This window comes from Burkholderia sp. 10_S31, assembly GCF_056930375.1.
Genome location: NZ_JBXOWK010000003.1, coordinates 3,631,632 through 3,653,086, shown reverse-complemented (window position 1 = coordinate 3,653,086; position 21,455 = coordinate 3,631,632). Strand labels below are relative to the sequence as shown.

21 protein-coding genes are annotated in these 21,455 nt (G+C 66.4%); 5 read left to right on the top strand and 16 right to left on the bottom strand.

The genetic code is table 11. From position 1 onward, the window contains the following. Positions 1–49: 49 nt before the first annotated feature. The 11 genes from AC1Z3W_RS37140 to flhD all read right to left on the bottom strand — a co-directional run bounded on the left by AC1Z3W_RS37140 (position 50) and on the right by flhD (position 11,236). On the bottom strand, positions 50–1,141 hold the full coding sequence (locus tag AC1Z3W_RS37140; protein ID WP_057930174.1) for a protein-glutamate methylesterase/protein-glutamine glutaminase: 1,092 nt from the start codon (positions 1,139–1,141) through the stop codon (positions 50–52). Further along, complete coding sequence (gene cheD / locus AC1Z3W_RS37135) at positions 1,138–1,902, bottom strand: chemoreceptor glutamine deamidase CheD (RefSeq protein WP_057930173.1); 765 nt, start codon at positions 1,900–1,902, stop codon at positions 1,138–1,140. Before cheD ends, AC1Z3W_RS37140 begins: the two co-directional genes overlap by 4 nt. After that, on the bottom strand, positions 1,899–2,876 hold the full coding sequence (locus tag AC1Z3W_RS37130) for a CheR family methyltransferase (RefSeq protein ID WP_124834619.1): 978 nt from the start codon (positions 2,874–2,876) through the stop codon (positions 1,899–1,901). The genes cheD and AC1Z3W_RS37130 overlap by 4 nt, the downstream gene beginning before the upstream one ends. A 3-nt stretch (positions 2,877–2,879) precedes the next feature. Continuing rightward, positions 2,880–4,826, bottom strand: coding sequence for a methyl-accepting chemotaxis protein (locus AC1Z3W_RS37125; RefSeq protein WP_057930171.1), 1,947 nt, complete (start codon positions 4,824–4,826; stop codon positions 2,880–2,882). A gap of 37 nt (positions 4,827–4,863) precedes the next feature. Beyond that, positions 4,864–5,379: a chemotaxis protein CheW gene (gene cheW, locus AC1Z3W_RS37120; protein ID WP_057930170.1), complete on the bottom strand. Its 516-nt coding sequence runs from the start codon at positions 5,377–5,379 to the stop codon at positions 4,864–4,866. A gap of 48 nt (positions 5,380–5,427) precedes the next feature. Next, positions 5,428–7,677, bottom strand: coding sequence for a chemotaxis protein CheA (gene cheA, locus AC1Z3W_RS37115; protein ID WP_483509512.1), 2,250 nt, complete (start codon positions 7,675–7,677; stop codon positions 5,428–5,430). Between the two features lie 33 nt (positions 7,678–7,710). Continuing rightward, the gene (locus AC1Z3W_RS37110) at positions 7,711–8,088 is read right to left on the bottom strand and encodes a response regulator (RefSeq protein ID WP_057930168.1); all 378 of its coding nucleotides are present in this window, start codon (positions 8,086–8,088) and stop codon (positions 7,711–7,713) included. A gap of 107 nt (positions 8,089–8,195) precedes the next feature. Next, a complete protein-coding gene (gene motB / locus AC1Z3W_RS37105) occupies positions 8,196–9,215 on the bottom strand; it encodes a flagellar motor protein MotB (RefSeq protein ID WP_483509511.1) in 1,020 nt (339 codons plus the stop codon). A gap of 13 nt (positions 9,216–9,228) precedes the next feature. Then, positions 9,229–10,089 (bottom strand): flagellar motor stator protein MotA, encoded by an 861-nt coding sequence (gene motA / locus AC1Z3W_RS37100; RefSeq protein WP_057930166.1) that lies wholly within the window; start codon positions 10,087–10,089, stop codon positions 9,229–9,231. 177 nt (positions 10,090–10,266) lie between these two features. Continuing rightward, complete coding sequence (flhC, locus tag AC1Z3W_RS37095; RefSeq protein ID WP_057930165.1) at positions 10,267–10,821, bottom strand: flagellar transcriptional regulator FlhC; 555 nt, start codon at positions 10,819–10,821, stop codon at positions 10,267–10,269. Between the two features lie 94 nt (positions 10,822–10,915). Beyond that, positions 10,916–11,236 (bottom strand): flagellar transcriptional regulator FlhD, encoded by a 321-nt coding sequence (flhD, locus tag AC1Z3W_RS37090; RefSeq protein ID WP_057930164.1) that lies wholly within the window; start codon positions 11,234–11,236, stop codon positions 10,916–10,918. Positions 11,237–11,903: 667 nt separating this feature from the next. Between flhD and AC1Z3W_RS37085 the strand changes: the two genes are divergently transcribed. Then, complete coding sequence (locus AC1Z3W_RS37085; RefSeq protein WP_124834622.1) at positions 11,904–12,968, top strand: glycosyltransferase family 4 protein; 1,065 nt, start codon at positions 11,904–11,906, stop codon at positions 12,966–12,968. 101 nt (positions 12,969–13,069) lie between these two features. Here AC1Z3W_RS37085 and AC1Z3W_RS37080 read toward each other — a convergent pair whose 3' ends face one another. After that, entirely contained in the window at positions 13,070–13,366 is a 297-nt protein-coding gene (locus AC1Z3W_RS37080) for an H-NS histone family protein (RefSeq protein WP_057930162.1), read from the bottom strand. Between the two features lie 299 nt (positions 13,367–13,665). Here AC1Z3W_RS37080 and aqpZ point away from each other — a divergent pair, with 299 nt between their 5' ends. Next, a complete protein-coding gene (aqpZ, locus tag AC1Z3W_RS37075) occupies positions 13,666–14,406 on the top strand; it encodes an aquaporin Z (RefSeq protein WP_124834623.1) in 741 nt (246 codons plus the stop codon). 105 nt (positions 14,407–14,511) lie between these two features. Here aqpZ and AC1Z3W_RS37070 read toward each other — a convergent pair whose 3' ends face one another. Together AC1Z3W_RS37070 and AC1Z3W_RS37065 are read right to left on the bottom strand one after the other, a co-directional pair. Then, positions 14,512–15,345 (bottom strand): Cof-type HAD-IIB family hydrolase, encoded by an 834-nt coding sequence (locus AC1Z3W_RS37070; protein ID WP_483509510.1) that lies wholly within the window; start codon positions 15,343–15,345, stop codon positions 14,512–14,514. A 232-nt stretch (positions 15,346–15,577) separates the two neighbouring features. Further along, a complete protein-coding gene (locus AC1Z3W_RS37065) occupies positions 15,578–16,459 on the bottom strand; it encodes a glucosamine kinase nucleotide-binding domain-containing protein (RefSeq protein ID WP_483509509.1) in 882 nt (293 codons plus the stop codon). 141 nt (positions 16,460–16,600) lie between these two features. Here AC1Z3W_RS37065 and AC1Z3W_RS37060 point away from each other — a divergent pair, with 141 nt between their 5' ends. Then, positions 16,601–17,206: a DNA-3-methyladenine glycosylase I gene (locus AC1Z3W_RS37060; RefSeq protein WP_057930158.1), complete on the top strand. Its 606-nt coding sequence runs from the start codon at positions 16,601–16,603 to the stop codon at positions 17,204–17,206. A 36-nt stretch (positions 17,207–17,242) separates the two neighbouring features. On the opposite strand, the gene AC1Z3W_RS37055 is transcribed toward AC1Z3W_RS37060, so the two are convergent. Continuing rightward, on the bottom strand, positions 17,243–17,386 hold the full coding sequence (locus AC1Z3W_RS37055; RefSeq protein ID WP_160327502.1) for a hypothetical protein: 144 nt from the start codon (positions 17,384–17,386) through the stop codon (positions 17,243–17,245). 104 nt (positions 17,387–17,490) lie between these two features. Beyond that, positions 17,491–17,703, bottom strand: coding sequence for a 30S ribosomal protein S21 (rpsU, locus tag AC1Z3W_RS37050; RefSeq protein ID WP_006401410.1), 213 nt, complete (start codon positions 17,701–17,703; stop codon positions 17,491–17,493). Between the two features lie 519 nt (positions 17,704–18,222). Here rpsU and AC1Z3W_RS37045 point away from each other — a divergent pair. Beyond that, positions 18,223–19,773: a flagellin N-terminal helical domain-containing protein gene (locus AC1Z3W_RS37045; RefSeq protein ID WP_057930157.1), complete on the top strand. Its 1,551-nt coding sequence runs from the start codon at positions 18,223–18,225 to the stop codon at positions 19,771–19,773. A gap of 169 nt (positions 19,774–19,942) precedes the next feature. Next, entirely contained in the window at positions 19,943–21,445 is a 1,503-nt protein-coding gene (gene fliD / locus AC1Z3W_RS37040) for a flagellar filament capping protein FliD (RefSeq protein WP_057930156.1), read from the top strand. Positions 21,446–21,455 lie beyond the last annotated feature (10 nt).

Below are 21,455 nucleotides of genomic sequence, written 5' to 3'. Positions count from 1 at the left end.
TCGTTACCGTCGGCGCGCGCAGCATCGCACGTGCCCCATGACATTTCATTCAGACGCGCTGCACGCGGTCGCCCATCGTCGCCAGTCGCGCCATCACGCGCCGGCTCATCTCGGAAAGCGGCGCGATCTCGTCCGCGCCGCCGAGCGCGATCGCCTCGCGCGGCATCCCGAACACGATGCAGCTCGCCTCGTCCTGCGCGAACGTGTGGGCGCCCGCGCGCTTCATGTCCAGCAGGCCGGCCGCGCCGTCGCGGCCCATCCCCGTGAGGATCACGCCGATCGCGTTCTTGCCCGCGTGCTGCGCCGCCGAGCGGAACAGCACGTCGACCGACGGCCGGTGACGGTTCACCGGCGGCTCGTCGGAGAGCTGCGCGATGTAGTTCGCGCCGCTCCTCGCGAGCAGCAGGTGCGCATGGCCCGGCGCGATGTACGCATGCCCCGGCAGCACGCGCTCGCCGTGCTCGGCTTCCTTCACCGCGATCCGGCACAGGCCGTTCAGCCGCTGCGCGAAGGACTTCGTGAAGCCGGGCGGCATGTGCTGCGCGATCAGCACCGCCGGCGCATCCGGCGGCAGCGGCGTCAGCACCTCGCGGATCGCCTCGGTGCCGCCCGTCGACGCGCCGATGATGATCAGCTTCTCGGTACTGACGAGCGGGTTGTTGATCATCGGCGCGGCCGGCTGGCCGCTCGCCGTGCGCGCGACGGCCTGCGGCTGCGGCGCCTGGCGCACGCGGGCGCGCGACGCGGCACGGATCTTGTCCGCGAGCTTTTCCGCGTACTCGAGCATGCCGTCGCGAATCCCGACGCGCGGCTTCGTCACGAAATCCACCGCGCCGAGCTCGAGCGCGCGCAGCGTGATCTCGGAGCCGCGCTCGGTGAGCGACGACACCATCACGACCGGCATCGGCCGCAGGCGCATCAGCTTCTCGAGGAAGTCGAGCCCGTCCATGCGCGGCATTTCGACGTCCAGCGTCAGGACGTCCGGGTTGTGCTGCTTGATGAGCTCGCGCGCGACGAGCGGATCGGGCGCGGTCGCGCACACCGTCATGTCGGGCTGGCTGTTGATGATCTCCGTCATCAGGCTGCGGATCAGCGCCGAGTCGTCGACGCACAACACTTTGATCTTCTGCACTGCGGTCATGCCTCCTGCTTTCTCGAAAGGTTGGCCGCATACGGGCTGCCGGCGTTCGGGCTGCCGGTCTTCGTGTTCGTCGCCTGCGCGGCGCCGGCACCGCGGGCGCCGAACAGCTCGATGCGCGGGCGCGCCGGCGGCGGCGGCGCGGCCGGCCGTTTCGCCGCGAACAGCTCGACGTGCGCGCGCGGCCGGACGGCGCGCACGCGGTCGGCCTCGCGCGCCAGCGCGGCTTCGCGCTCGGTCACGCCCGGCACCTGCAGCCGCAGCTTCTTCACCATCGCGCGCCCGGTGCGCGGCATGAACGCGACCTTGCGCGGGTGCACGCCCTGCAGATCCTCCGCGGCGATGCGGATGCGTTCGAGCGCGAGATAGCGGCGCACGAAATCCGCATTGCGATCGCCGATGTTGATCGTCGTCATCCCGGCCAGCACGGCCGCGCCGCCGAACACCTTCGCCTCGATGCGCTCGCGGCGCCCGCCGGCCTTGATCAGTTCGTTGATCAGCACTTCCATCGCGTACGCGCCGTAGCGCATCGACTCCGACGCGGCCGCGCCGGCATCGGCGCCGTCGTCGGGCAGCATGAAGTGATTCATCCCGCCGATGCCCGCGAACGGGTCGTGCAGGCACGCGGCGACGCACGAGCCGAGCACGGTCATCAGCACCATGTCCTCGGACGTCGTGTAGAACTCGTTCGGCAGCAGCTTCACGCCGGGGCGTTCGAAGTGGGTGTCGAAGTAGCGATTGGTCGCGATCGGCAGGGCGCTCATCCGCGGTCTCCGTAAGCGGGCGCGGCACGCGCATGGGTGCGCGGCGCCACGGCCGCGGCGGGCGCCGCGCCGCGCGGGCGCGAGAGCGCCGCGGCATCGCGCGTCAGTTCGTACACCGTCTGCCCGCGCAGCCGGAACGCCTGCGTGACGTACGTGAAATTCTCCGAATGCCCGGCGAACAGCAGCCCGCCCGGCTTCACGAGCGGCTCGAAGCGCGACAGCACCTGCCCCTGCGTCGGCTTGTCGAAATAGATCATCACGTTGCGGCAGAAGATCGCGTCGAACGGCTTCGCGATCCCGTAGTCGGCATCGGTCAGGTTCAGCTGCTCGAAGCGGATCATCGCGCGCAGTTCCGGGCGCACCTTCACGCGGCCGGCCTGCGCGCCGGTGCCCTTCAGGAAGAAGCGCTTGAGCCGCTCCGGGCTCAGGTGCTTGACCTGGTCGACCGTATAGATGCCGGCCTCGGCCTTCGCGAGCACCTGCGTGTCGAGATCGGTCGCGAGGATCGATGCGCCGCGCGCGGCCGATTCGCCGAGCGCCTCGATCAGCGTGATCGCGATCGAGTAAGGCTCCTCGCCGGTCGACGCCGCCGAGCACCACACCGACACGGGCGCCGCGCGCCCCTTCACGAAGTCGGCGAGGATCGGGAAATGGTGCGACTCGCGGAAGAACGCGGTCAGGTTCGTCGTCAGCGCGTTGGTGAACGCCTCCCACTCGAGCGGATCGTTCTCCTGCTCGAGCAGGTCGAGATAGTCGCGGAACGTGTCGAGGCCGCGTGCGCGCAGCCGGCGGGCCAGCCGGCTGTACGCCATGTCGCGCTTGTGCTCGGACAGCGAGATACCCGCGCGTTGATGGATCAGCGCGCGGATGCGTGCGAAATCCGCGCCGGTGAACGCGAAGTCGCGCCCCGGCTCGCCCGCGCGAAGCGAGCTATCCGGTGCATCGGGTCGAAACGGTGCGCGCGCGGACGGCATGGCTTAGAAGGTCTCCCAATCGTCGTCGGAGGTACCGGCCGCAGCCAGCGCCGGCTTCTCGCCGTTCAGCGCCGGACGTACCAGTGCGGGCTTCTCGGCCGGCTTGTGCGCCGGTGCGGCCGCCTTCGCGAGACGCGGGCCGTAGCCGCCCGCAGCCGGCGCTTCCTTCGCTGCGCGTGCAGTGGAATCCGCCGCGCGCTTCGCTTCGTGGCTCGTGGCCGGTGCCGCGGCATGCGGCGCAGGCGTTGCACGACGGGCCGGCTTGGCGGCGCCCTGCGGTGCCGGCAGTGCGGCCGGCGCGGCTTCGAAACGGCTCTCCGACGGCAACGCCGGCGCGGCGGCCGGTGCGTGCGCGGCCGGGCGCACGGCGCTGCGCGCCGGCGCGAGCGCGATGCCGCCCGCGACGCGCCACGCCGACACGATCGACTTCATCTGGCGCGTCTGCTCCTCGAGCGACGCGGCCGCCGCCGCGGCCTGCTCGACGAGCGCCGCGTTCTGCTGCGTGACCGAATCCATCTGGCCGACCGCGCGATTGACCTGCTCGATGCCGGTCGACTGCTCGTCCGACGCGGCGCTGATCTCGCCCATGATGTCGGTCACGCGGCGCACGGCCTGCACGATCTCGTCCATCGTCGAGCCGGCCCGCGAGACGAGCGCCGACCCGCTTTCGACCTTCTCGGCCGAATCGCCGATCAGCTGCTTGATCTCCTTCGCGGCGCTCGCACTGCGCTGGGCCAGCGAGCGCACTTCACCCGCGACCACCGCGAAGCCGCGGCCCTGCTCGCCCGCACGCGCGGCTTCGACCGCCGCGTTCAGCGCGAGGATGTTGGTCTGGAATGCAATGCCTTCGATCGTGCCGATGATGTCGACGACCTTGCCCGAGCTCGCCGCGATGTCCTGCATCGTCGACACGACCTGGCCGACCACCTCGCCGCCCTGCGTCGCGATGTCGGACGCGTTCACCGCAAGCTGGCTCGCCTGCCGCGCGTTCTCCGCGTTCTGCCGCACGGTACCGGTCAGCTGCTCCATGCTCGATGCGGTTTCCTGCAGCGATGCGGCCTGCTCCTCGGTGCGCTGCGACAGGTCGGTGTTGCCGGTCGAGATCTCATGCGCGCCGACGTCGATCGACTCGGTGCCGCGATGCACGGCCTGCACCATCGTCGTCACGGCGTCCTGCATTCGCTTGATGCCGCCGAACAGGCGGCCGATCTCGTTGGTGCTGAACACGTTCACCGGCTGCGTGAGGTCGCCGCCGGCGATGCGCTCGAAGTGCGCGATCGCGTCCTCGAGCGGCTTCACGATCAGCCCGCGCAGCGCGAAGCGGATCGCGATCACGACGACGAACGCGATCGCGATGCCGGCCGCGATCAGGCCGATCATCATCGAGATCTGCGACTGCGTCGCGGCCTGGCGTTCTTCCGCGCGCTTCTGCAGCGATGCGATCACGGCCGATGCCGCCTGGTCGTACGCGACGAACATCGGGCTGATCCTGGTATCGGCGACCGCGTGGTACGCCGCCATGTCGCCCGCGCGCGCGGCCGCGAACTCGGGCTCGACGCCTTCCTTCACGATCGTCGCGTAGCGCGCGGCGAGTTCGTCGACGAGCGCCTGCTCGACGCCGCGCTTCGGCGTCGACTGGAACGCCTGCCAGTTCTGGTTCGACTTCGCGTACAGCTCCTGCGCGCGGTCGAGCACCTTGCTCGCCTCGGCCGTGTTGCCAGCCTCGGTCAGCGAGCGGAAGCGGTCGAGCGACACGCGCGCACGCAGCAGGTACGACGACGTGTCGTCGAGCATGTGGATCGCAGGCAGATCGACGTGCGCGATCTCGTCGAGCGAACGGCTCGCGTGATTCAGCGCGACCAGGCCGAGCCCGCCGACGGCTGCGGCCAGCGCCACGAGGATGAGTCCGACCGCCGTGAGCGTCGTGCGGATCGACCAGTTATGCAACATTGCGGATTCTCCCGAAGTTCCTGCGCGCGCGGCGCGCTTATGCGCCGAGCGACTCGATCAGCGCCATTTCCCGGCTCGACATCAGCTTCTCGATGTCCATCAGGATCAGCATCCGGCCGTCGACCGTGCCGAGGCCCGTCAGGTACTCGGTCGTCAGCGTCGCGCCGAATTCCGGCGCCGGCATGATCTGGTCCGTCTGCAGCGTCAGCACGTCCGACACGCCGTCGACCACCATCCCGACCACGCGGTTCGACACGTTCAGGATGATCACGACGGTCTGGTGGTCGTACTCGACGCGGCCGAGATGGAACTTGATCCGCATGTCGACGATCGGCACGATGATCCCGCGCAGATTGATCACGCCCTTGATGAAGTCCGGCGCATTCGCGATGCGCGTGACGCTGTCGTAGCCGCGGATTTCCTGCACCTTCAGGATGTCGATCCCGTATTCCTCGTCGCCGAGCGTGAAGACGAGGAATTCCTGGCCCGTCGCATCGCCATGCTCGGCGTCGCGGCGGCTATGAGCCGCGTTCGCCGCGGCCGGATTGATCATTTGGACTTCAGCAGACACGTTTGCCCCCAATCGGTTGAATGGCGAGAGTCAGAAGATCGCGAGCTCGGCGCCGGCTCGGGCGCCGTGCATCGCACGGGTTTCGCGGTTCAGCGCCGCGACGTCGACGATCAGCGCGACGCTGCCGTCGCCGAGGATGGTCGCCGCCGAGATGCCGTGCACCTTGCGGTAGTTGGTTTCGAGGTTCTTCACGACCACCTGCTGCTGGCCGACCAGCTCGTCGATCAGCATCGCGAAGCGGCGCCCCTCGGTTTCCATGATCGTGACGATCCCCTGGGTCGGATCGGTGCGCGCGTCCTCGACCGAGAACACCTCGTGCAGCGCGACGAGCGGCAGGTATTCGCCGCGCACGCGCACCACGCGCTCGCCGTTGCCGACCGTGTAGATGTCGTCGTTCGACGGCTGCAGCGACTCCATCACGAAGTTCAGCGGCAGGATGAAGATCTCGCTGCCGACCTTCACCGACATCCCATCGAGGATCGCGAGCGTGAGCGGCAGCACGATCCGCGTGGTCGTGCCGCGGCCGGCCTGCGACGAGATCTCGACGTGGCCGCCCATCGACTGGATGTTGCGCTTCACGACGTCCATCCCGACGCCGCGGCCCGACACGTCGGTCACCGTCTCGGCGGTCGAGAAGCCCGGCGCGAAGATCAGCTGCCAGACTTCGTCGTCGCTGATGCTGTCGGACACCTGCATGCCCTGCTTCGCCGCCTTCGCGAGGATCCGCTCGCGGTTCAGGCCCGCGCCGTCGTCGCTGACCTCGATCACGATGTTGCCGCCGTGATGCGCGGCCGACAGCACGAGCTGGCCGACCCCGTCCTTGCCGGCGGCGACGCGCTTGTCGACGGTTTCGATCCCGTGATCGAGGCTGTTGCGCACGAGGTGCGTGAGCGGGTCGATGATCCGCTCGATCAGGCTCTTGTCCAGCTCGGTCGCCTGGCCGAACGTGACGAGCTCGACCTGCTTGCCGAGCTTGCCGGCCAGGTCGCGCACGAGCCGCGGGAAGCGGCTGAACACGTAGTCCATCGGCATCATGCGGATCGACATCACCGCTTCCTGCAGGTCGCGCGCGTTGCGCTCGAGCTGCGCCATCCCGTTGAACAGCCGGTCATGCAGCGCCGGATCGAACGCGCTCGCCGTTTCCGCGAGCATCGCCTGCGTGATCACGAGCTCGCCGACCAGGTTGATCAGCTGGTCGACCTTCTCGACGCCGACGCGAATCGAGCTGCCCTCGGCACCCGCCGCGGCGGCAGCCGGGCGCGCGCGCTTGTCGTCGTGGTGCGCGCCAGCCTGGGCGGCCTGCCCCTCGGGTTCGGCGTGCGGTTGCGGCGCAGGTTGCACGGCGGCGCTCGGCTGCGGCTGCGGTTGAGCTTGCGGTGCCGCGGCGGCCGGTGCGGCACCGGCGGCTTGCGCGAACACCTCGACCCGCGCGGCCGGTTCCGGCGCGGCAGCCGGTCCGGCTGCGGCCGGCGCGGCGGCAGGCGCCACCGGTGCAGCCGGCGCCGTGCCGCGCGCGATGCGGATCTGGCTGTCGTCGATCACGAAGCAGCACACGGCGACGATGTCGTCGGACGGCACGTCCGATTCGAGCCACAGCGTCAGGTCCGCACCCGCTTCCTCGCGGCCGACGATCCGGCCGAGATTGCCGAGCTCCTCGGTGAGCAGCGCCTGATCCTTCGCGTCGACGCCGACGAGCGTGATCTTCAGGTGCGGGCCGTCCGCGCCGGCGTCGGCCGGATTGGCCACCGGATGCGCGGCCGCGACGGCCTGTTCGACCACGTGATCGGGCGCGCGGTCGCTGCTGGCGGGCGGTGTCGGTGCAGTCGCCGGTGCAGTCGTCGCTGCAGGAGTAGCCGGCACGGCCGGCGCAATGTCCGCGGGCGCACCGCCGCTCTCGGCCTTCAGGCGTTCGAGCTTCGCGCAGATCGCCGCGGCAGCCGCCGCGTCCGGTTCCGCGCTCGCGCGATAGTCGACCAGCTGGTCGGACAGCACGTCCTTGGTCTCGAGGAACGCGTCGACCATTTCCTTGGTCAGCGTCAGCTCATGATTGCGTGCGCGGTCGAGCAGCGACTCGAGGATGTGGGTCGTCTCGGTCAGCGCGGAAAAGCCGAACGTCGCCGCGCCGCCCTTGATCGAATGCGCGGCGCGGAAGATCGCGGCCAGGTCCTCGGGGTCGGGCGAGCCGACGTCGAGGTTCAGCAGCAGTTGCTCCATCTGCGCGAGCAACTCGTCCGCTTCGTCGAAAAAGGTCTGGTAGAACTGCGTGATGTCGAGAGTCATGCCCGGTCACCGGTTGGATTCGTCGCGTTCATGTCAGGGGGCTGTCTGCTCGGACAGCGTCGCGACCAGGTCGACCAGCACGGCCGGGTCGATCGGCTTCTCGATCCAGCCGGTCGCGCCCGCGTCGCGCGCGGCGTCCTTGAACGCGTCGCTGCCTTCGGTCGTCAGCACGAGGATCGGCGTGTCCGTGTATGCGCCCAGCTTGCGCAGCGCGGCGATCACCTCGAGCCCGTTCTTGCGCGGCATGTTCTGGTCGGTCAGCACCAGGTCGTACGGCACCGTGGCCGCCATGTCGAAGCCGGCTTCGCCGTCCGGCGCCACCGTCACGTCGTAGCCGGCCTGCGCAAGCGTCGCCTGCAGCAGCGCACGCATGGTCGCGGAGTCGTCGATGGCGAGAATGGTTCGGATCATGTCAGCCTCCGCAGGGCCGCCCCAAGGCGGCTGACCGCCCCCTCGAGGGGCAGCGAACAAAGTGAGCGTGGGGGTTGTTGCATGCGTGTCTCGGCATCTGGGAAACGTCAGGGTTTCGGCGCCACGGCGGCGGCGCTCGCGAGCGCCGGTCGCGCGGCCGGCGACGGGCCGCCGAGCTGCTGGGCCAGCAGCTTCGAGCCCGCCGCGTCGGCCGACAGCGTCGTGGTCGTCTGGTCGTCGCGCATCAGCGCGTCTTCGGATTTGCGGTTCAACACGATCACGCTGATCCGACGGTTTTCCGGATCGAGCGGATCGGCCTTGTTCAGGTTCTGCGTCGATGCGAGGCCGAGCACGCGCAGCACCTTCGCCTCGTCCATGCCGCCCGCGATCAGCTCGCGGCGCGACGCGTTCGCGCGGTCGGCCGACAACTCCCAGTTGCTGTAGCCGCCTTCGCCGCCCGCGTACGGCACCGCGTCGGTGTGGCCCTGGACGATGATCCGGTTCGGCACGTCGTTCAGCGTCTTGCCGATCTCGCGCAGGATGTCGCGCATGTACGGCTCGACCTGGTCGCTCGACATCGCGAACATCGGCCGCTTCTGCGTATCGACGATCTCGATGCGCAGCCCCATCAGCGTCGAATCGATGCGGATCTGCTGCTTGAACTGGCGCAGCGTCGGATTCGCCTCGATCGCCGCCATCAGCTTGATCTGCAGGTCGTGCAGGCGCACCTGCTCGAGCCGCTCGAGCGCGCCCTGCACCTGCGCGCGCGCCTGCTCGTCGGTCGGCTTCGCGATGCGCTCCGCGAGCGACGTCGTGCCGTCCGCGCGGCGCAGCGTGCCCGCGTCGAGGCTCGACAGGTCGCGCCCCCCGCCGTTGATGATGCTGGAGTCCTGCGAGCTGCGATCGCCGCTGCCGAACAGCGCGGTCTTCAGCGGCGTGTTGAAATAGTCGGCGATGCCCTTCAGCTGCACCGTCGTGACCGAGCCCAGCAGCCACATCAGCAGGAAGAACGCCATCATCGCGGTCATGAAATCCGCATACGCGAGCTTCCATGCGCCGCCGTGGTGGCCCTTCTTCTGCGGCGCCACCCGCTTCACGACGATCGCGCGATCCGTGTTCTTGCTCATCGGGCGCTCCGCATCACTTCGCTTTCACGCGGCGCACGTGCTCTTCGAGCTCGGCAAACGACGGACGCTCGGTCGAGAACAGCACCTTGCGGCCGAACTCGACAGCGATCGCCGGCGCATAGCCGTTCAGGCTCGCGAGGATCGTCACCTTGATGCACTGGAACATCTTGGTCGATTCGGCGACGCGCTGCTCCGCGAGGCTCGCGAGCGGCCCGATCAGTCCGTACGACAGCAGGATCCCGAGGAACGTGCCGACCAGCGCCTGCGCGATCATCGCGCCGAGCACCGCGGGCGGCTTGTCGGCCGACGCCATCGTGTGCACGACACCCATCACGGCCGCGACGATCCCGAACGCCGGCATCGCGTCGCCGACGCGCATCAGCGCATGCGCGGGCGCTTCGCCTTCCGTGTGATGCGTCTCGATCTCCTCGTCCATCAGGCTCTCGATCTCGAACGCGTTCATGTTGCCGCCCACCATCAGGCGCAGGTAGTCCGTCAGGAATTCGACGATGTGGCGATCGGCGAGGATCTTCGGGTATTGCGTGAAGATCGGGCTCTTGTCCGGATCGTCGATGTCGGCCTCGAGCGTCAGCGTGCCTTCCTTGCGCGCCTTCGCGAGCACGACGTACAAGAGCGCCATCAGCTCCATATAGACATCCTTCGTGTACTTCGAGCTCTTGAAGAGCGTCGGGAGCACGCGCAGCGTCGCCTTGATGGTCTTCATGCCGTTGCCGAGAAGGAACGCGCCGACGCCCGCGCCCACGATCATCAGGATCTCGAGCGGCTGGACCAGTGCGCCCAGATGCCCGCCTGCCAGCGCATAACCGCCGAAGACGGACAACAGCGTCACGAGTGTTCCCACGATAATCAGCACTGCCTGTCCCTCACGAAAGACCGGCGGGGAGACCGCCGTTAAACAGGTTTACGGCAGTCGTCAGGAAAACTTTGGCGGTCGTGGGACGGCGGCGCGGCGGTGTTTACCAGCAATCCCGGCCGGTTCGCGCGGCGCGCGGGAGCCGGCCGGCGCCGCCCGAGCCGCGCCCGGCGGGGTTCAGGCGGCCGCGGCGGCCAGCTCCGCGCGTGCGGCGGCGGCCTTGCGGGTCTTGCCCGCGCGCGACGGCGGCTGGCAGAGGCCACAGACGAAACCTTGATGCGGATCATGCGCATGCGCGACGAAGTGGCCGCCGCAGCGCGTGCACGGGGTCGTCTGCAGCATCCCCGAGTCGAAGAAGCGCACGAGCGTCCACGCGCGCGTGAGGCTCAGCGCAGCCTCGTCGCCGGAGAGGTTTACGTGCTCCAGATACAGCCGGTACGCCTTCACGATCGACTGGATCGGCTCGCAGCGGCCGTGATCCTGCATGAACCGGTAGATGTTGTAGAACAGCGACGAGTGGATGTTCGGCTGCCACGTCATGAACCAGTCGGTCGAGAACGGCAACATCCCCTTGGGCGGCGACACCCCCTTCAGCTCCTTGTACAGCTTGATCAGACGGTCCCGCGACAGGCTCGTCTCCGCCTCCAGCAGCTGCAGCCGGGCACCCAGTTCGATCAGTTCGATGGCGAGGGTGATTTCCTTCACCTCGATCACGACGCTTTTGCTTGCCATGGTGAATAACCGTCCGCTTGACGTTGTTCGGATGCGTGGCCAATACGTCGCCCGCCGGCGCGCCACGCCGGGACGAACGCAAGGCGGAAAAGGATCAGCGGACGCTTTCGACCGGCTGGCCGGCCATCAGGATGGCCGAGTGCGCGTGCGTGACGACGTCGCTGCGCCCCTTGTCGGCGAGCGAGGACAGCAACGCGTGATCGTCGAAGCGGAAACGGCACAACAACTGATTCGATGCGGCGAGCTTCACGGTCTGGGCGAGCGTGAGGTTCGCGAGCACGTCGGCCAGTTCCTGGGACACGCCCATGCGGAACATGCCCATCGCCTTGTCTTCCCGCAGCAGGCGCTGCGCGAGGAGGAGGTACGACAGGTTGACCTCTTTGATCTCACTGAGCATTTCGCTGGTGGCGCTCATGATTCCCCCGTTAAGAGCTTTTGCTTTGGCCTTTCATTATGAAAACGTTTGCTCGAACAGGTCGATTCTTGGCGTCCGCCGGCACGTTTATCAGTCTTACAGGGCGAATTTTGGCCAAACGGCATTTGCGCCGGTATCAGCGAAGTGACGTATGCCATGCAGGATTTGTCTGTAAACCGTGTAGGAATTTTTCCGACAAGGCGAATTGAAAGGGGACAAAAGACGGGGGCAAATGGGGCGCGAATTCGTCAGCGATGCGGTGCTGCAGGGGTCGAATCCGGCTGGAGGCCGTCCGGCAAGGCTGCCGGCGCGTGAGTCGGTAAAAATTATAGTGGTTTTTCACCATAGCGCAACAATAGTTGCGGCCATCTCGATCCATGTTTATGCGCCCTTTTTATCGGGGTTTTCGCGTATTTCATCGTGTAACAAGCCTTAAGTGTTTGAAAAAACACTCGAACCCCTGAAGGCGATATCGATAATGGACTCCAATGGGCGGCGGCGGGAGCCGTGCCGGCCCGCCCCCGAAGCTTGCCGCCCGGCGTCCCGCGCATCGCGCCACGGACCCGGCCACGTACCGCAGAAAGCGTACGTCGGCGAGTTCCGCAACCTTGTATCGGACCAGCATGCGCACTCGAGCGCCCACGCTGGTCGACACCGGAGAACGCCCATGCGTATTGCCCAGATCGCGCCGCTTTACGAAGCCGTCCCGCCGAAACTCTACGGCGGCACCGAGCGTGTCGTGTCCTACCTCACCGAGGCGCTCGTCGAACTCGGCCACGACGTGACGCTGTTCGCCAGCGGCGACTCCGTCACGTCCGCCCGTCTCGAGGCGGCATGGCCGCGCGCACTGCGGCTCGACCCGTCGATTCGCGACTCGATGGCGCCCCATATGCGCCTGATCGAGCAGGTCGCCCGTGTCGCGCACGAATTCGACGTGCTGCACTTTCACCTCGACTACCTGCCGTTCCCGCTGATGTCGCGCCTCGATACGCCTTACGTGACGACGCTGCACGGCCGCCTCGACCTGCCGGAGCTGCAGCCGGTGTTCGACGCGTTCCCGGACGCGCCGGTCGTCTCGATCTCGAATTCGCAGCGCAAGCCGCTGCCGCAGGCCGCCTGGGCCGGCACCGTATATCACGGGCTGCCCGACACGCTGCTCACGCCGCAACCGGACGTGAAGCCCGAATACCTCGCGTTCCTGGGCCGGATCTGCCCCGAAAAGCGGGTCGACACCGCGATCCGGATCGCCGCGCAAAGCGGGCTGCCGCTGAAGATCGCCGCGAAGGTCGACAAGGCCGACGCCGACTATTTCAAGGAAGTGATCGAGCCGCTGCTCGGCGAAGCGCATGTCGAATTCATCGGCGAGATCAACGAGGCACAAAAGCCGGCGTTCCTGTCCGGCGCGAAGGCGCTGCTGTTCCCGATCGACTGGCCGGAGCCGTTCGGCTTGGTGATGATCGAGGCGATGGCCTGCGGCACGCCGGTCGTCGCCTTCAACCGCGGCTCGGTGCCGGAGGTGATCGAGGACGGCGTGACCGGCTTCATCGTCGAGGACGTGCAGGGCGCGGTCGGCGCGCTGCACCGGATCGACAGCCTGTCGCGCGACGCGATCCGCGCACGCTTCGATACGCGCTTCAGCTCGAAAGCGATGGCGCGACGCTACGTCGAAACTTACGAATCGCTTTGCACGACGGCAAAACAGCCGACCCTGCGTCAAGTCGCGGGCGCCTGACGCCGAAATTCGTCAGGAAATATTCCCGAAAATTCGCGTCGAAATCGGCGCGAAAAAGCCAAAGAGCCGCATCGTCGATGCGGCTCTTTCTTTTTGCGCGGTCATTCGATCAGGAAACGATCGCGGTTTTTCCCGACGATCCAATTCGGCGGCTTGCCGCGCCCGCTCCAGGTTGCACCCGACTTCGGGTCGCGGTATTTCGCGGGTAGCGGCGCCTTTTTCGGCGGACGGCCGCGCCGCGCTCGCTCCGCGAAGCCCAGGTCCTGGGCCGTCAGCCCATATTCGGCAATCATTCGCTGGACGTCGGCGATCACCGCCGCCACTTCCTGGCGACGCACGTCATCCGCCTGAGCCTGCAGATCGGCGATCTGCGCCTTGAGTTTCGCGTATTGAGACATTTTTCGACTCCCTTTTTTCCATGATGCGGCTCCGGCGAGTCCGGCCGGAACACCAGCATCCGTTACGTCATCCCCACTGCCGCCCTGCTCTTCGAAATTAATGCTGCCATCTTTAACCGATTCGGCTATATCGAGAATGCGGACTTATTCTAATAAAGGGCATTCGTCAGCTATTCAAATTTAACAATCGTTGACCCTCCCCAAGCCGATTCATTTCCTATAATCCAGACCAATTCCCGGCGTCGAATAAATCGCCCGGTCGTCCGATTGTCGTCACCTCACTTGAACGAGGTTCTTACATGAATCTTTCTCAGCGTCTGGCTGCAGAGGCATTCGGGACGTTCTGGCTCGTGCTTGGCGGGTGCGGCAGCGCCGTGCTGGCCGCCGCCTTTCCGGGCCTCGGCATCGGCTTTGCCGGCGTCGCACTTGCATTCGGCCTGACCGTGCTGACGATGGCATTCGCGATCGGCCATATTTCGGGGTGCCATTTGAATCCGGCGGTGAGTGTGGGCCTGACGGTCGCCGGCCGCTTCCCGGCACGCGATCTCGCGCCGTACATCGTTGCGCAGGTGGTCGGTGCGACGATCGGTGCGTTCGTGCTGTACCTGATCGCGACCGGCAAGCCGGGCTTCGACGTCGTCGGCAGCGGCTTTGCGACGAACGGCTTTGGCGAGCGCTCGCCCGGCCACTACGCGCTTGGCGCGGCGTTCATCTGCGAAGTCGTGATGACGGGTTTCTTCCTGTTCGTGATTCTCGGCGCCACCGACAAGCGCGCGCCGGCCGGCTTCGCGCCGATCGCGATCGGCCTGTGCCTGACGTTGATTCACCTGGTCTCGATCCCGGTCACCAATACGTCGGTGAATCCGGCCCGCTCGACCGGCCCCGCGCTGTTCGTGGGCGGCGACGCGATCGGCCAGCTGTGGCTGTTCTGGGTCGCACCGATCATCGGCGCGGCAATCGCGGGGGTCGTCTACCCGCTGATCGCGGGGCGCGACGATGCCGTCGGCCTGCTGCCCGCATCCGCTCGCACAAGCGAATAAAACACTACGGGGTCACGCGAGCAGAACAGCGAGCCTCACGCTGTCAAACAATATCGAGGCAGGTAATTTGAACGGGCGCCGCTGGCGCCCGTTTTTCATGTCCGCTCAGGAAGCGGCGACGCCATCGAGGGTGTCCTCGAGTGCGAACAGCGTGCGCAGGTGGCGGGCGACGCCCGCGTCGAAGTTGTTGCCGATCCGCGGGATGTGCGGCAGGTGCGCGATCAGATCGGGGTTCGCGTTGTTCATCATGAACGCGTGACCGGCCGTTTCGAGCAGGTCGATGTCGTTCATGTTGTCGCCGAACGCGATGCAGTGGCCGGCGTCGACGCCGAGCCGGGCAAGCACCGCACGCAGCGCGCGGCCCTTCGACACGTTGGCGGTCATCACTTCGAGACAATCGGGCAGCGAGTACGTGACGTACAGCGCATCACCAAACTGCACGCGCATCTGCTCGGCGACCACCGCCAGATCGGCCGGCTCGCCGATGTACAGCACCTTCGCGATATCCACGCCGTCGTGCGCGGCCATGTGGATCACGTCGTACCGGAAACCCGAATCCTGGTGGAATTCGAGCAGGTGCGGCGCGTCGCGGTCGATCAGCCAGCCCTGGTCGGTGAACAGGTTGACGATCACGCGGCCGTGCGCGCCGGTCACGCCCGGCTGCACGAGGCCGCGGACGATCGCGGGATCGATGTCCTGCGCGTGGATCGCCGTATCGTCCGGCGCGTGCACGCGCGCACCGTTCGACGTGATCAGGTACGGCCGGATGCCCAGCACGTCGCGGATGCCGGCGACGTCCGCGTAGTGACGGCCCGTCGCGATCACGAACTGCAGGCCGTCGCGGTCGAGCCGGCGGACGGTCTCAATCGTGTACGGATCCAGCTGGTGGTCACTGTTCAGCAGCGTGCCGTCGAGATCGGTGGCGATGACTTTGTACATGGGGACGAGGGAATGGCGCGCAGGATGCTGCGGAACCCGTATTTTAACGTCGTGCTCAGGGGCGCGCCGGGCGGTTGGGCGCGTTGGGCCTTCGGTCCGCTGATTCGACTTGGCCAGCCTGTTCGAGCCGCTTCATCTGCACCGTCCATTCAGTTCGCTCAATGCGCGCGACCTGCTTGACACGGTCGGCCTGCTCGGCCCACTCGCCGCGCTCTGCCCGCCTTCAAACCACTCACCCCGCTTCAGCCGCCCTCAGCGCCTGCAGCGCGAGCCGCAACGCGCCATGCGCGGAGTCGTCGAGCGGCGCGCGCAGCCGGGCCGCGTGACGCGCCGGCACGGCCGGCGCAAGCGCGTCGGCCAGCCCGCCGCACAGCGCGACCGGCAGCGCCTGCTGCGGATCAAGCGCGTCGATCATCTTGCCGATCTCGTCGCCGGCCTGCGCGATCAGCGCGGCCGCATAGGGATGGGTGCGGTGCGCGAGCACGATCGGCGCAAGGCGCGCATAGATTGTCTGGTTCGCATCGCACGACCACTGGACGAGTGCATCCCGATCATGCGCCCCCGTTTCTGCGAGCAGCGCGTCGGCGAATGCGTCGCGCGGCACGCGGCCGTCGAGCGCCTGCTGGGCGTATGCAAGCGCGCGCACGCCGAGCCACGCGCCGCTCGCCTCGTCGCCGGACGGAAAGCCGAAGCCGCCCGCGATGCGGCAGTCGCCCGCCGCATCGAGCGCCGCCGCGATGCTGCCCGTGCCGAGCGCGACGATGAGCCCCGGCGCGCCGCCATGCGCGCCGACGACGGTCGTATAGGCGTCGCTCTCGATCGCGATGGCGTCGAGCGGCGCCAGTGCACGGAACGCGGCGAGCCACGCGGCATTGTTGACGCCCGCGAGCCCGCAGCCGAGCGCGCACTGCGACCAGTTGAACGCGAGCCCCGCCCGCGTGAACGCGTCGCCACAGGCCGCGCAGATCGATGCCCACGCGCGCTCGATGCCGAGGCCGAGCCCCGACGGGCCGCCGCGCCCTTGCGCGAGCTCGCGCCCGTGCCGGTCGGCCAGGACCGCGCGGGTGCCGGTGCCGCCGCCGTCGATGCCGATCGCGAAAAGTAATGCCGTCATGCGTTGATCCTGCTGATTCGAACAGGCGCCAAGCTTAACCGGATCGGCGCCACGCGCCCATCTGCCGTTCGGCCAGCTATGCCGTCAATGGGCCTTCCGCTATGCTGGCACGATCGAATCGACACTGGAACGAGGCGGACGATGTCGCAGCGGTGCAACTGGGTAAAGACGGAAGCGGATGCTCACTATCACGATACCGAGTGGGGCGTGCCGTCGCATGACGATCGCCACCTGTTCGAAATGCTGATTCTGGAAGGCGCGCAGGCGGGGCTGTCGTGGTCGACCATCCTGAACAAGCGCGCCGGCTATCGTGAGGCGTTCGCCGACTTCGATGTCGACGCGGTCGCGCGCTTCACGCCGAAGCGCATCGAGAAACTGCTCGAGAATCCCGGCATCGTGCGCAATCGCGCGAAGGTGGAGTCCGCGGTGACCAACGCACGGGCCGTGCAGCGCATTCGCGACGATCACGGGTCACTCGCGCACTTCCTGTGGTCATTCGTCGACCACACGCCGGTGCAGAACGCATGGCAGTCGTATCGCGACGCGCCCGCGTCGACCGCCCAGTCGGACGCGCTCAGCAAGGCGCTGAAGGCGTACGGCTGCAAGTTCGTCGGCTCGACGATCTGTTATGCGCTGATGCAGGCAACCGGGATGGTCAACGACCACGAGGCCGGCTGCCCGTGTCACGCGCAATGCGCGGCGCTCGGCGGTAAACAGCAGCCGGCACGGCGCCGCAAGGCCGGTTGACGGCACCCAAACTGGCCGGTTTACCGCGTCCGCGAGTCAACGCGCCGCCGGGGATGATCTGCGCACGGCGAATGCGAGCGCGAAGATCGATTTCCGGGTGAAGGTTTCGACGGCCTCACCCATCGGCCGCCGGTGGAACCGCCACATGGCCGTGCCGCCGTCCGGCAGCCGATCGGCCATTTTTCCGTCAGGATCCTCAACATTTTCCAACCCCGAAAAGCAAAACGGCGGAGCGGCTTCTTTCGAAGCACGCTCCGCCGTTTTGCGGCGAACCGTAGACGCTCTTAGTGGAGCTTCTTCGGCAGCATCTGGCTGCGCAGGCGCTTGTGCAGGCGCTTGACGGCTGCTGCCTTCTTGCGCTTGCGGACTGCGGTCGGCTTTTCGTAGGACTGGCGTTCGCGCAGTTCAGCGATCAGGCCATTTTTTTCGATAGCACGGCGAAAGCGGCGAATCGCCACTTCGAACGGCTCGTTTTCTTTCAGAAGAATCGTCGTCATGTCGTTCCTAAATTGCTTAAACGGTCAAAAACGTAGCGGCCAAGCGCCACGCACCGGCCATCCGAGCGTCCCCACAAACAGGCGAAACGAGCGGAAATACGGCCTCGGAGGCCGGAAAAGAGAGGCGGAAAGCACCGCGAGTACGCTTCACAAGCCGCGTGCAGCGCCGCGTTTGACTGCCAGCAAGAATGCCGAGACGGCACAGGCTTGACAGAAAATCTCAATTCAGCCCGCCATCATAGCAGGGAATCACAGACAAAACCACCCTTTTGTCGATTGCGTATGCACAGGCGAACGACTGCGTGGCTGGGCCGGCCTCGGCACCCGCCAATCCGGTATCGAGCCGGGCCCGTCCGAAATGACAAAGAAGGACAAAAAATCGGGCCGAATCTCCATGCGCCCCTCAAGTTTTGTTTCGGGCCGCCGAAATCCTGCTCTGAGGCGGCCAGCAATGAACGAGTGCTTCCGCCGACGCCAAAACGGCTTTCCAGGGCTTTCGGCTTAAACAGGAGAATTTCCATGCTCGGAATCAACAGCAACATCAACTCGCTGGTCGCGCAGCAGAACCTCAACGGCTCGCAGAGCGCACTGTCGCAAGCCATCACCCGCCTGTCGTCGGGCAAGCGCATCAACAGCGCGGCCGACGATGCGGCAGGTCTGGCAATCGCGACCCGCATGCAAACGCAGATCAACGGCCTGAACCAGGGCGTGTCGAACGCGAACGACGGCGTGTCGATGATCCAGACCGCATCGAGCGGCCTGTCGCAGATCACGTCGAGCCTGCAGCGTATCCGCCAGCTGGCCGTGCAGGCTTCGAGCGGCTCGCTGTCGTCGAGCGACCAGCAAGCACTGCAAACGGAAGTAACGCAGCAGATCGCGGAAGTGAACCGCATTGCCTCGCAGACCAACTACAACGGCAAGAATTTGCTGGACGGGTCAGCAGGCAATGTCTCGTTCCAGGTAGGTGCCAACGTTGGACAGACGATTAGCCTGAACCTTACGCAAAGCCTGTCGTCAGCATCTATCGGCCAAGGCTTGGTTTCGAGTGGCTCGACGCTTGGCACGCTGAGCAACCTGAATATCGATTCGGCGACCGGCGGCGTGTACAACGCAGCGACTTCGACCGGTTATCAAGTCACGTCGATTAATGTTCTGGCAGACGGCAAGGGCGGATTTACATTCACCGACCAAAACAACCAAGCTCTGTCGAATACGGCAGTGACTGCGTTGTTTGGCAACACGACCCAAGGCGCCGGCACTGCCCTGCAACTCACCCCGCAAGGCGCACTCGCAAGCGGTGCGGTTACTGCTTCGCAAACGGCTGCTGCAAACGCCGCAAATAATCTGGCTAACCAGATCAGCGGTGCCAACATCAATGCATCGGCTGCAACAATTGCAGCCCAAACGCCGGCAAGTGGCGCGCTCGGTCAAATCACCGGCCTCAACCTGAACGCTGACGGCACTGCCAACGTGTCGGGGAACCCCGCGGCAATCACTTCGATTCAAATTTACGGTGATGGCACCGGCGGTTACGTCTTTGGCATCAATGGCAGCGACGCGACTGTTGCCGCCAACCAGTTGTCGGGTACAGCACAGACCGCACTCTTCAACGTTGGCGCGACGACGGGTGCCAATGGTGGGCAGTCGCTTGACATCGTGGCCGCCAGCCCGCTCGGCACCGGTAGCGGTTTCGCGCAGACTGGTAGCAATTCGATCAACAGCGAGGTACTGTCGATCAATACGACCAATGTCCCGACCACTGTTGCAAACATCGATATCAGCTCGGCAGCAGGCGCGAATCTCGCCATGGAATCGATCGACAACGCGCTGGCAACCGTGAACAACATGCAGGCAAACCTCGGTGCCGCGCAAAACCGCTTCACCGCGATCAGCACAACGCAGCAAGCGCAGTCGACCAACCTGTCGCAAGCCCAATCGCAGATCCAGGACGCGAACTTCGCACAGGAAACCGCGAACCTGAGCAAGGCACAGGTGCTTCAGCAAGCCGGCATCTCGGTGCTCGCGCAAGCTAACTCGCTGCCGCAGCAGGTCCTGAAGCTCCTGCAATAATCGCTTCCCGCCGTCACGCCCGGGGCATCGCGCAAAACATCGCGCGGCGCCCCGGGCGCTTTGGCGTATGCGCATCGAAACAGGCTGCACCGCGACAGACCCAGGCCTTCACGCAACACGCAACCGATAACCACACACACATCGCTCGTCCGGGGCACGGAGCCGTCATATGTCCACCGTCAACACCAACACGTCCAGCGCCAACGCGAACAGCGCGCTTCAGCAAGCCGCGCAATCGATCATCAGCGGCTCGACCGGCAACTCGACGATGGACGTCAACTCCCTCGTGACGGCGCTCGTGAACGCGAAAACTGCCGGCCAGACAGGCGCGCTGACCGCGAAGCAAACCGCCGACAACACACAGATTTCCGCGTTCGGCACGTTGTCTTCCGCACTGAGCGCGCTGCAGGCGAGCCTGACGACGCTCACCAACGGCACGCTGCAGAGCACCTTCACCGCGACGGCCAGCGGCAACGGCCTCACCGCGACGGCCGGCCAAGGCGCGGTCGCCGGCACCTACAACGTGAACGTGAGCCGGATCGCCTCCGCGCAGGCGCTGTCGTCGGTCGGCTTCACCGATCCGACGAAGGGTCTCGGCAGCGGCACGCTGGCGCTGTCGCTCGGCAACCAGTCGTTCTCCGTCAACATCGACAGCTCGAACAACACGGTGGCCGGCATCGCGGCCGCAATCAACGGTGCGTCGGGCAACCCCGGCATCACCGCGACGGTCGTTACCGGCACCGACGGCGCCCACCTCGTGCTGAGCTCCGCCGCGACCGGCGCATCCAACACGATCAGCGTCGAGGTCAGCAACCTGAGCGGCGACGCCGGGCTGTCGAATCTCGGCGTCAAGTCGGCCCCCGGCCAGAACGGCGGCCCGTCGACCTTCACGTCCGCGAACAGCAACGCCGCGTGGTCGCAGAGCACGCCCGGCCAGGACGCCGCATTCTCGATCAACGGAATCAGCGCGACGAGTTCGACCAACACGGTGACTTCGGCGATCGCCGGCGTCACGCTGAACCTGACATCCGCCGCGGTCGGCGACGTGCAGGCGCAAACCCTGACGATCGCGCCCGACACGAAGTCGCAGGCCACCGCGATCAACAATTTCGTGAGCCTCTACAACACGCTCGTCACGACGATGGGCACGCTCACCCAGTTCACGTCCGGCGCGACGACGCAGGGCCCGCTGCTCGGCGATTCGACGCTGAACACGATCAAGAACACGCTCGCATCGCTCGTCACGACCGGCGTGAAGAGCGGCAGCTCGACGCTCACGCTATCATCGATCGGCATCACGCTGCAGGCCGACGGCACGCTGCAAGCCGACAGCACCAAGCTCAACACGGCACTGCAGAACAACCCGGCGAGCGTCGCGGCGCTGTTCAATTCGACGAACGGCGTCGGCGCGCAGATGTCGACGGCCATCACCAACTTCACGAAGACGGGCGGCCTGATCGACCTGCGGACGACCGCGCTCAATGCCGATCTGAAGAGCATCGCGCAGCAGCAGTCGAACCTGTCGGACTACGCGACGCAACTGACGAACCAGTACCAGGCGCAGTTCACCGCGCTCAACACGTTGATGGCGACGATGAACAACAATTCGCAGTACCTGACGCAGTTGTTCGGCGGTCAGAACAGCGCCGGCGCGATGTCGAACAACAAGTAAGCGGCCCGGA

Excerpts from the sequence above, each read along its gene's own strand:
- AC1Z3W_RS37140 (WP_057930174.1), bottom strand. The coding sequence starts at position 1,141 with ATGACCGCAGTGCAGAAGATCAAAGTGTTGTGCGTCGACGACTCGGCG.
- cheD (WP_057930173.1), bottom strand. The coding sequence starts at position 1,902 with ATGAGCGCCCTGCCGATCGCGACCAATCGCTACTTCGACACCCACTTC.
- AC1Z3W_RS37130 (WP_124834619.1), bottom strand. The coding sequence starts at position 2,876 with ATGCCGTCCGCGCGCGCACCGTTTCGACCCGATGCACCGGATAGCTCG.
- AC1Z3W_RS37125 (WP_057930171.1), bottom strand. The coding sequence starts at position 4,826 with ATGTTGCATAACTGGTCGATCCGCACGACGCTCACGGCGGTCGGACTC.
- cheW (WP_057930170.1), bottom strand. The coding sequence starts at position 5,379 with ATGATCAATCCGGCCGCGGCGAACGCGGCTCATAGCCGCCGCGACGCC.
- cheA (WP_483509512.1), bottom strand. The coding sequence starts at position 7,677 with ATGACTCTCGACATCACGCAGTTCTACCAGACCTTTTTCGACGAAGCG.
- AC1Z3W_RS37110 (WP_057930168.1), bottom strand. The coding sequence starts at position 8,088 with ATGATCCGAACCATTCTCGCCATCGACGACTCCGCGACCATGCGTGCG.
- motB (WP_483509511.1), bottom strand. The coding sequence starts at position 9,215 with ATGAGCAAGAACACGGATCGCGCGATCGTCGTGAAGCGGGTGGCGCCG.
- flhC (WP_057930165.1), bottom strand. The coding sequence starts at position 10,821 with ATGGCAAGCAAAAGCGTCGTGATCGAGGTGAAGGAAATCACCCTCGCC.
- flhD (WP_057930164.1), bottom strand. The coding sequence starts at position 11,236 with ATGAGCGCCACCAGCGAAATGCTCAGTGAGATCAAAGAGGTCAACCTG.
- AC1Z3W_RS37085 (WP_124834622.1), top strand. The coding sequence starts at position 11,904 with ATGCGTATTGCCCAGATCGCGCCGCTTTACGAAGCCGTCCCGCCGAAA.
- AC1Z3W_RS37080 (WP_057930162.1), bottom strand. The coding sequence starts at position 13,366 with ATGTCTCAATACGCGAAACTCAAGGCGCAGATCGCCGATCTGCAGGCT.
- aqpZ (WP_124834623.1), top strand. The coding sequence starts at position 13,666 with ATGAATCTTTCTCAGCGTCTGGCTGCAGAGGCATTCGGGACGTTCTGG.
- AC1Z3W_RS37070 (WP_483509510.1), bottom strand. The coding sequence starts at position 15,345 with ATGTACAAAGTCATCGCCACCGATCTCGACGGCACGCTGCTGAACAGT.
- AC1Z3W_RS37065 (WP_483509509.1), bottom strand. The coding sequence starts at position 16,459 with ATGACGGCATTACTTTTCGCGATCGGCATCGACGGCGGCGGCACCGGC.
- AC1Z3W_RS37060 (WP_057930158.1), top strand. The coding sequence starts at position 16,601 with ATGTCGCAGCGGTGCAACTGGGTAAAGACGGAAGCGGATGCTCACTAT.
- AC1Z3W_RS37055 (WP_160327502.1), bottom strand. The coding sequence starts at position 17,386 with ATGGCCGATCGGCTGCCGGACGGCGGCACGGCCATGTGGCGGTTCCAC.
- rpsU (WP_006401410.1), bottom strand. The coding sequence starts at position 17,703 with ATGACGACGATTCTTCTGAAAGAAAACGAGCCGTTCGAAGTGGCGATT.
- AC1Z3W_RS37045 (WP_057930157.1), top strand. The coding sequence starts at position 18,223 with ATGCTCGGAATCAACAGCAACATCAACTCGCTGGTCGCGCAGCAGAAC.
- fliD (WP_057930156.1), top strand. The coding sequence starts at position 19,943 with ATGTCCACCGTCAACACCAACACGTCCAGCGCCAACGCGAACAGCGCG.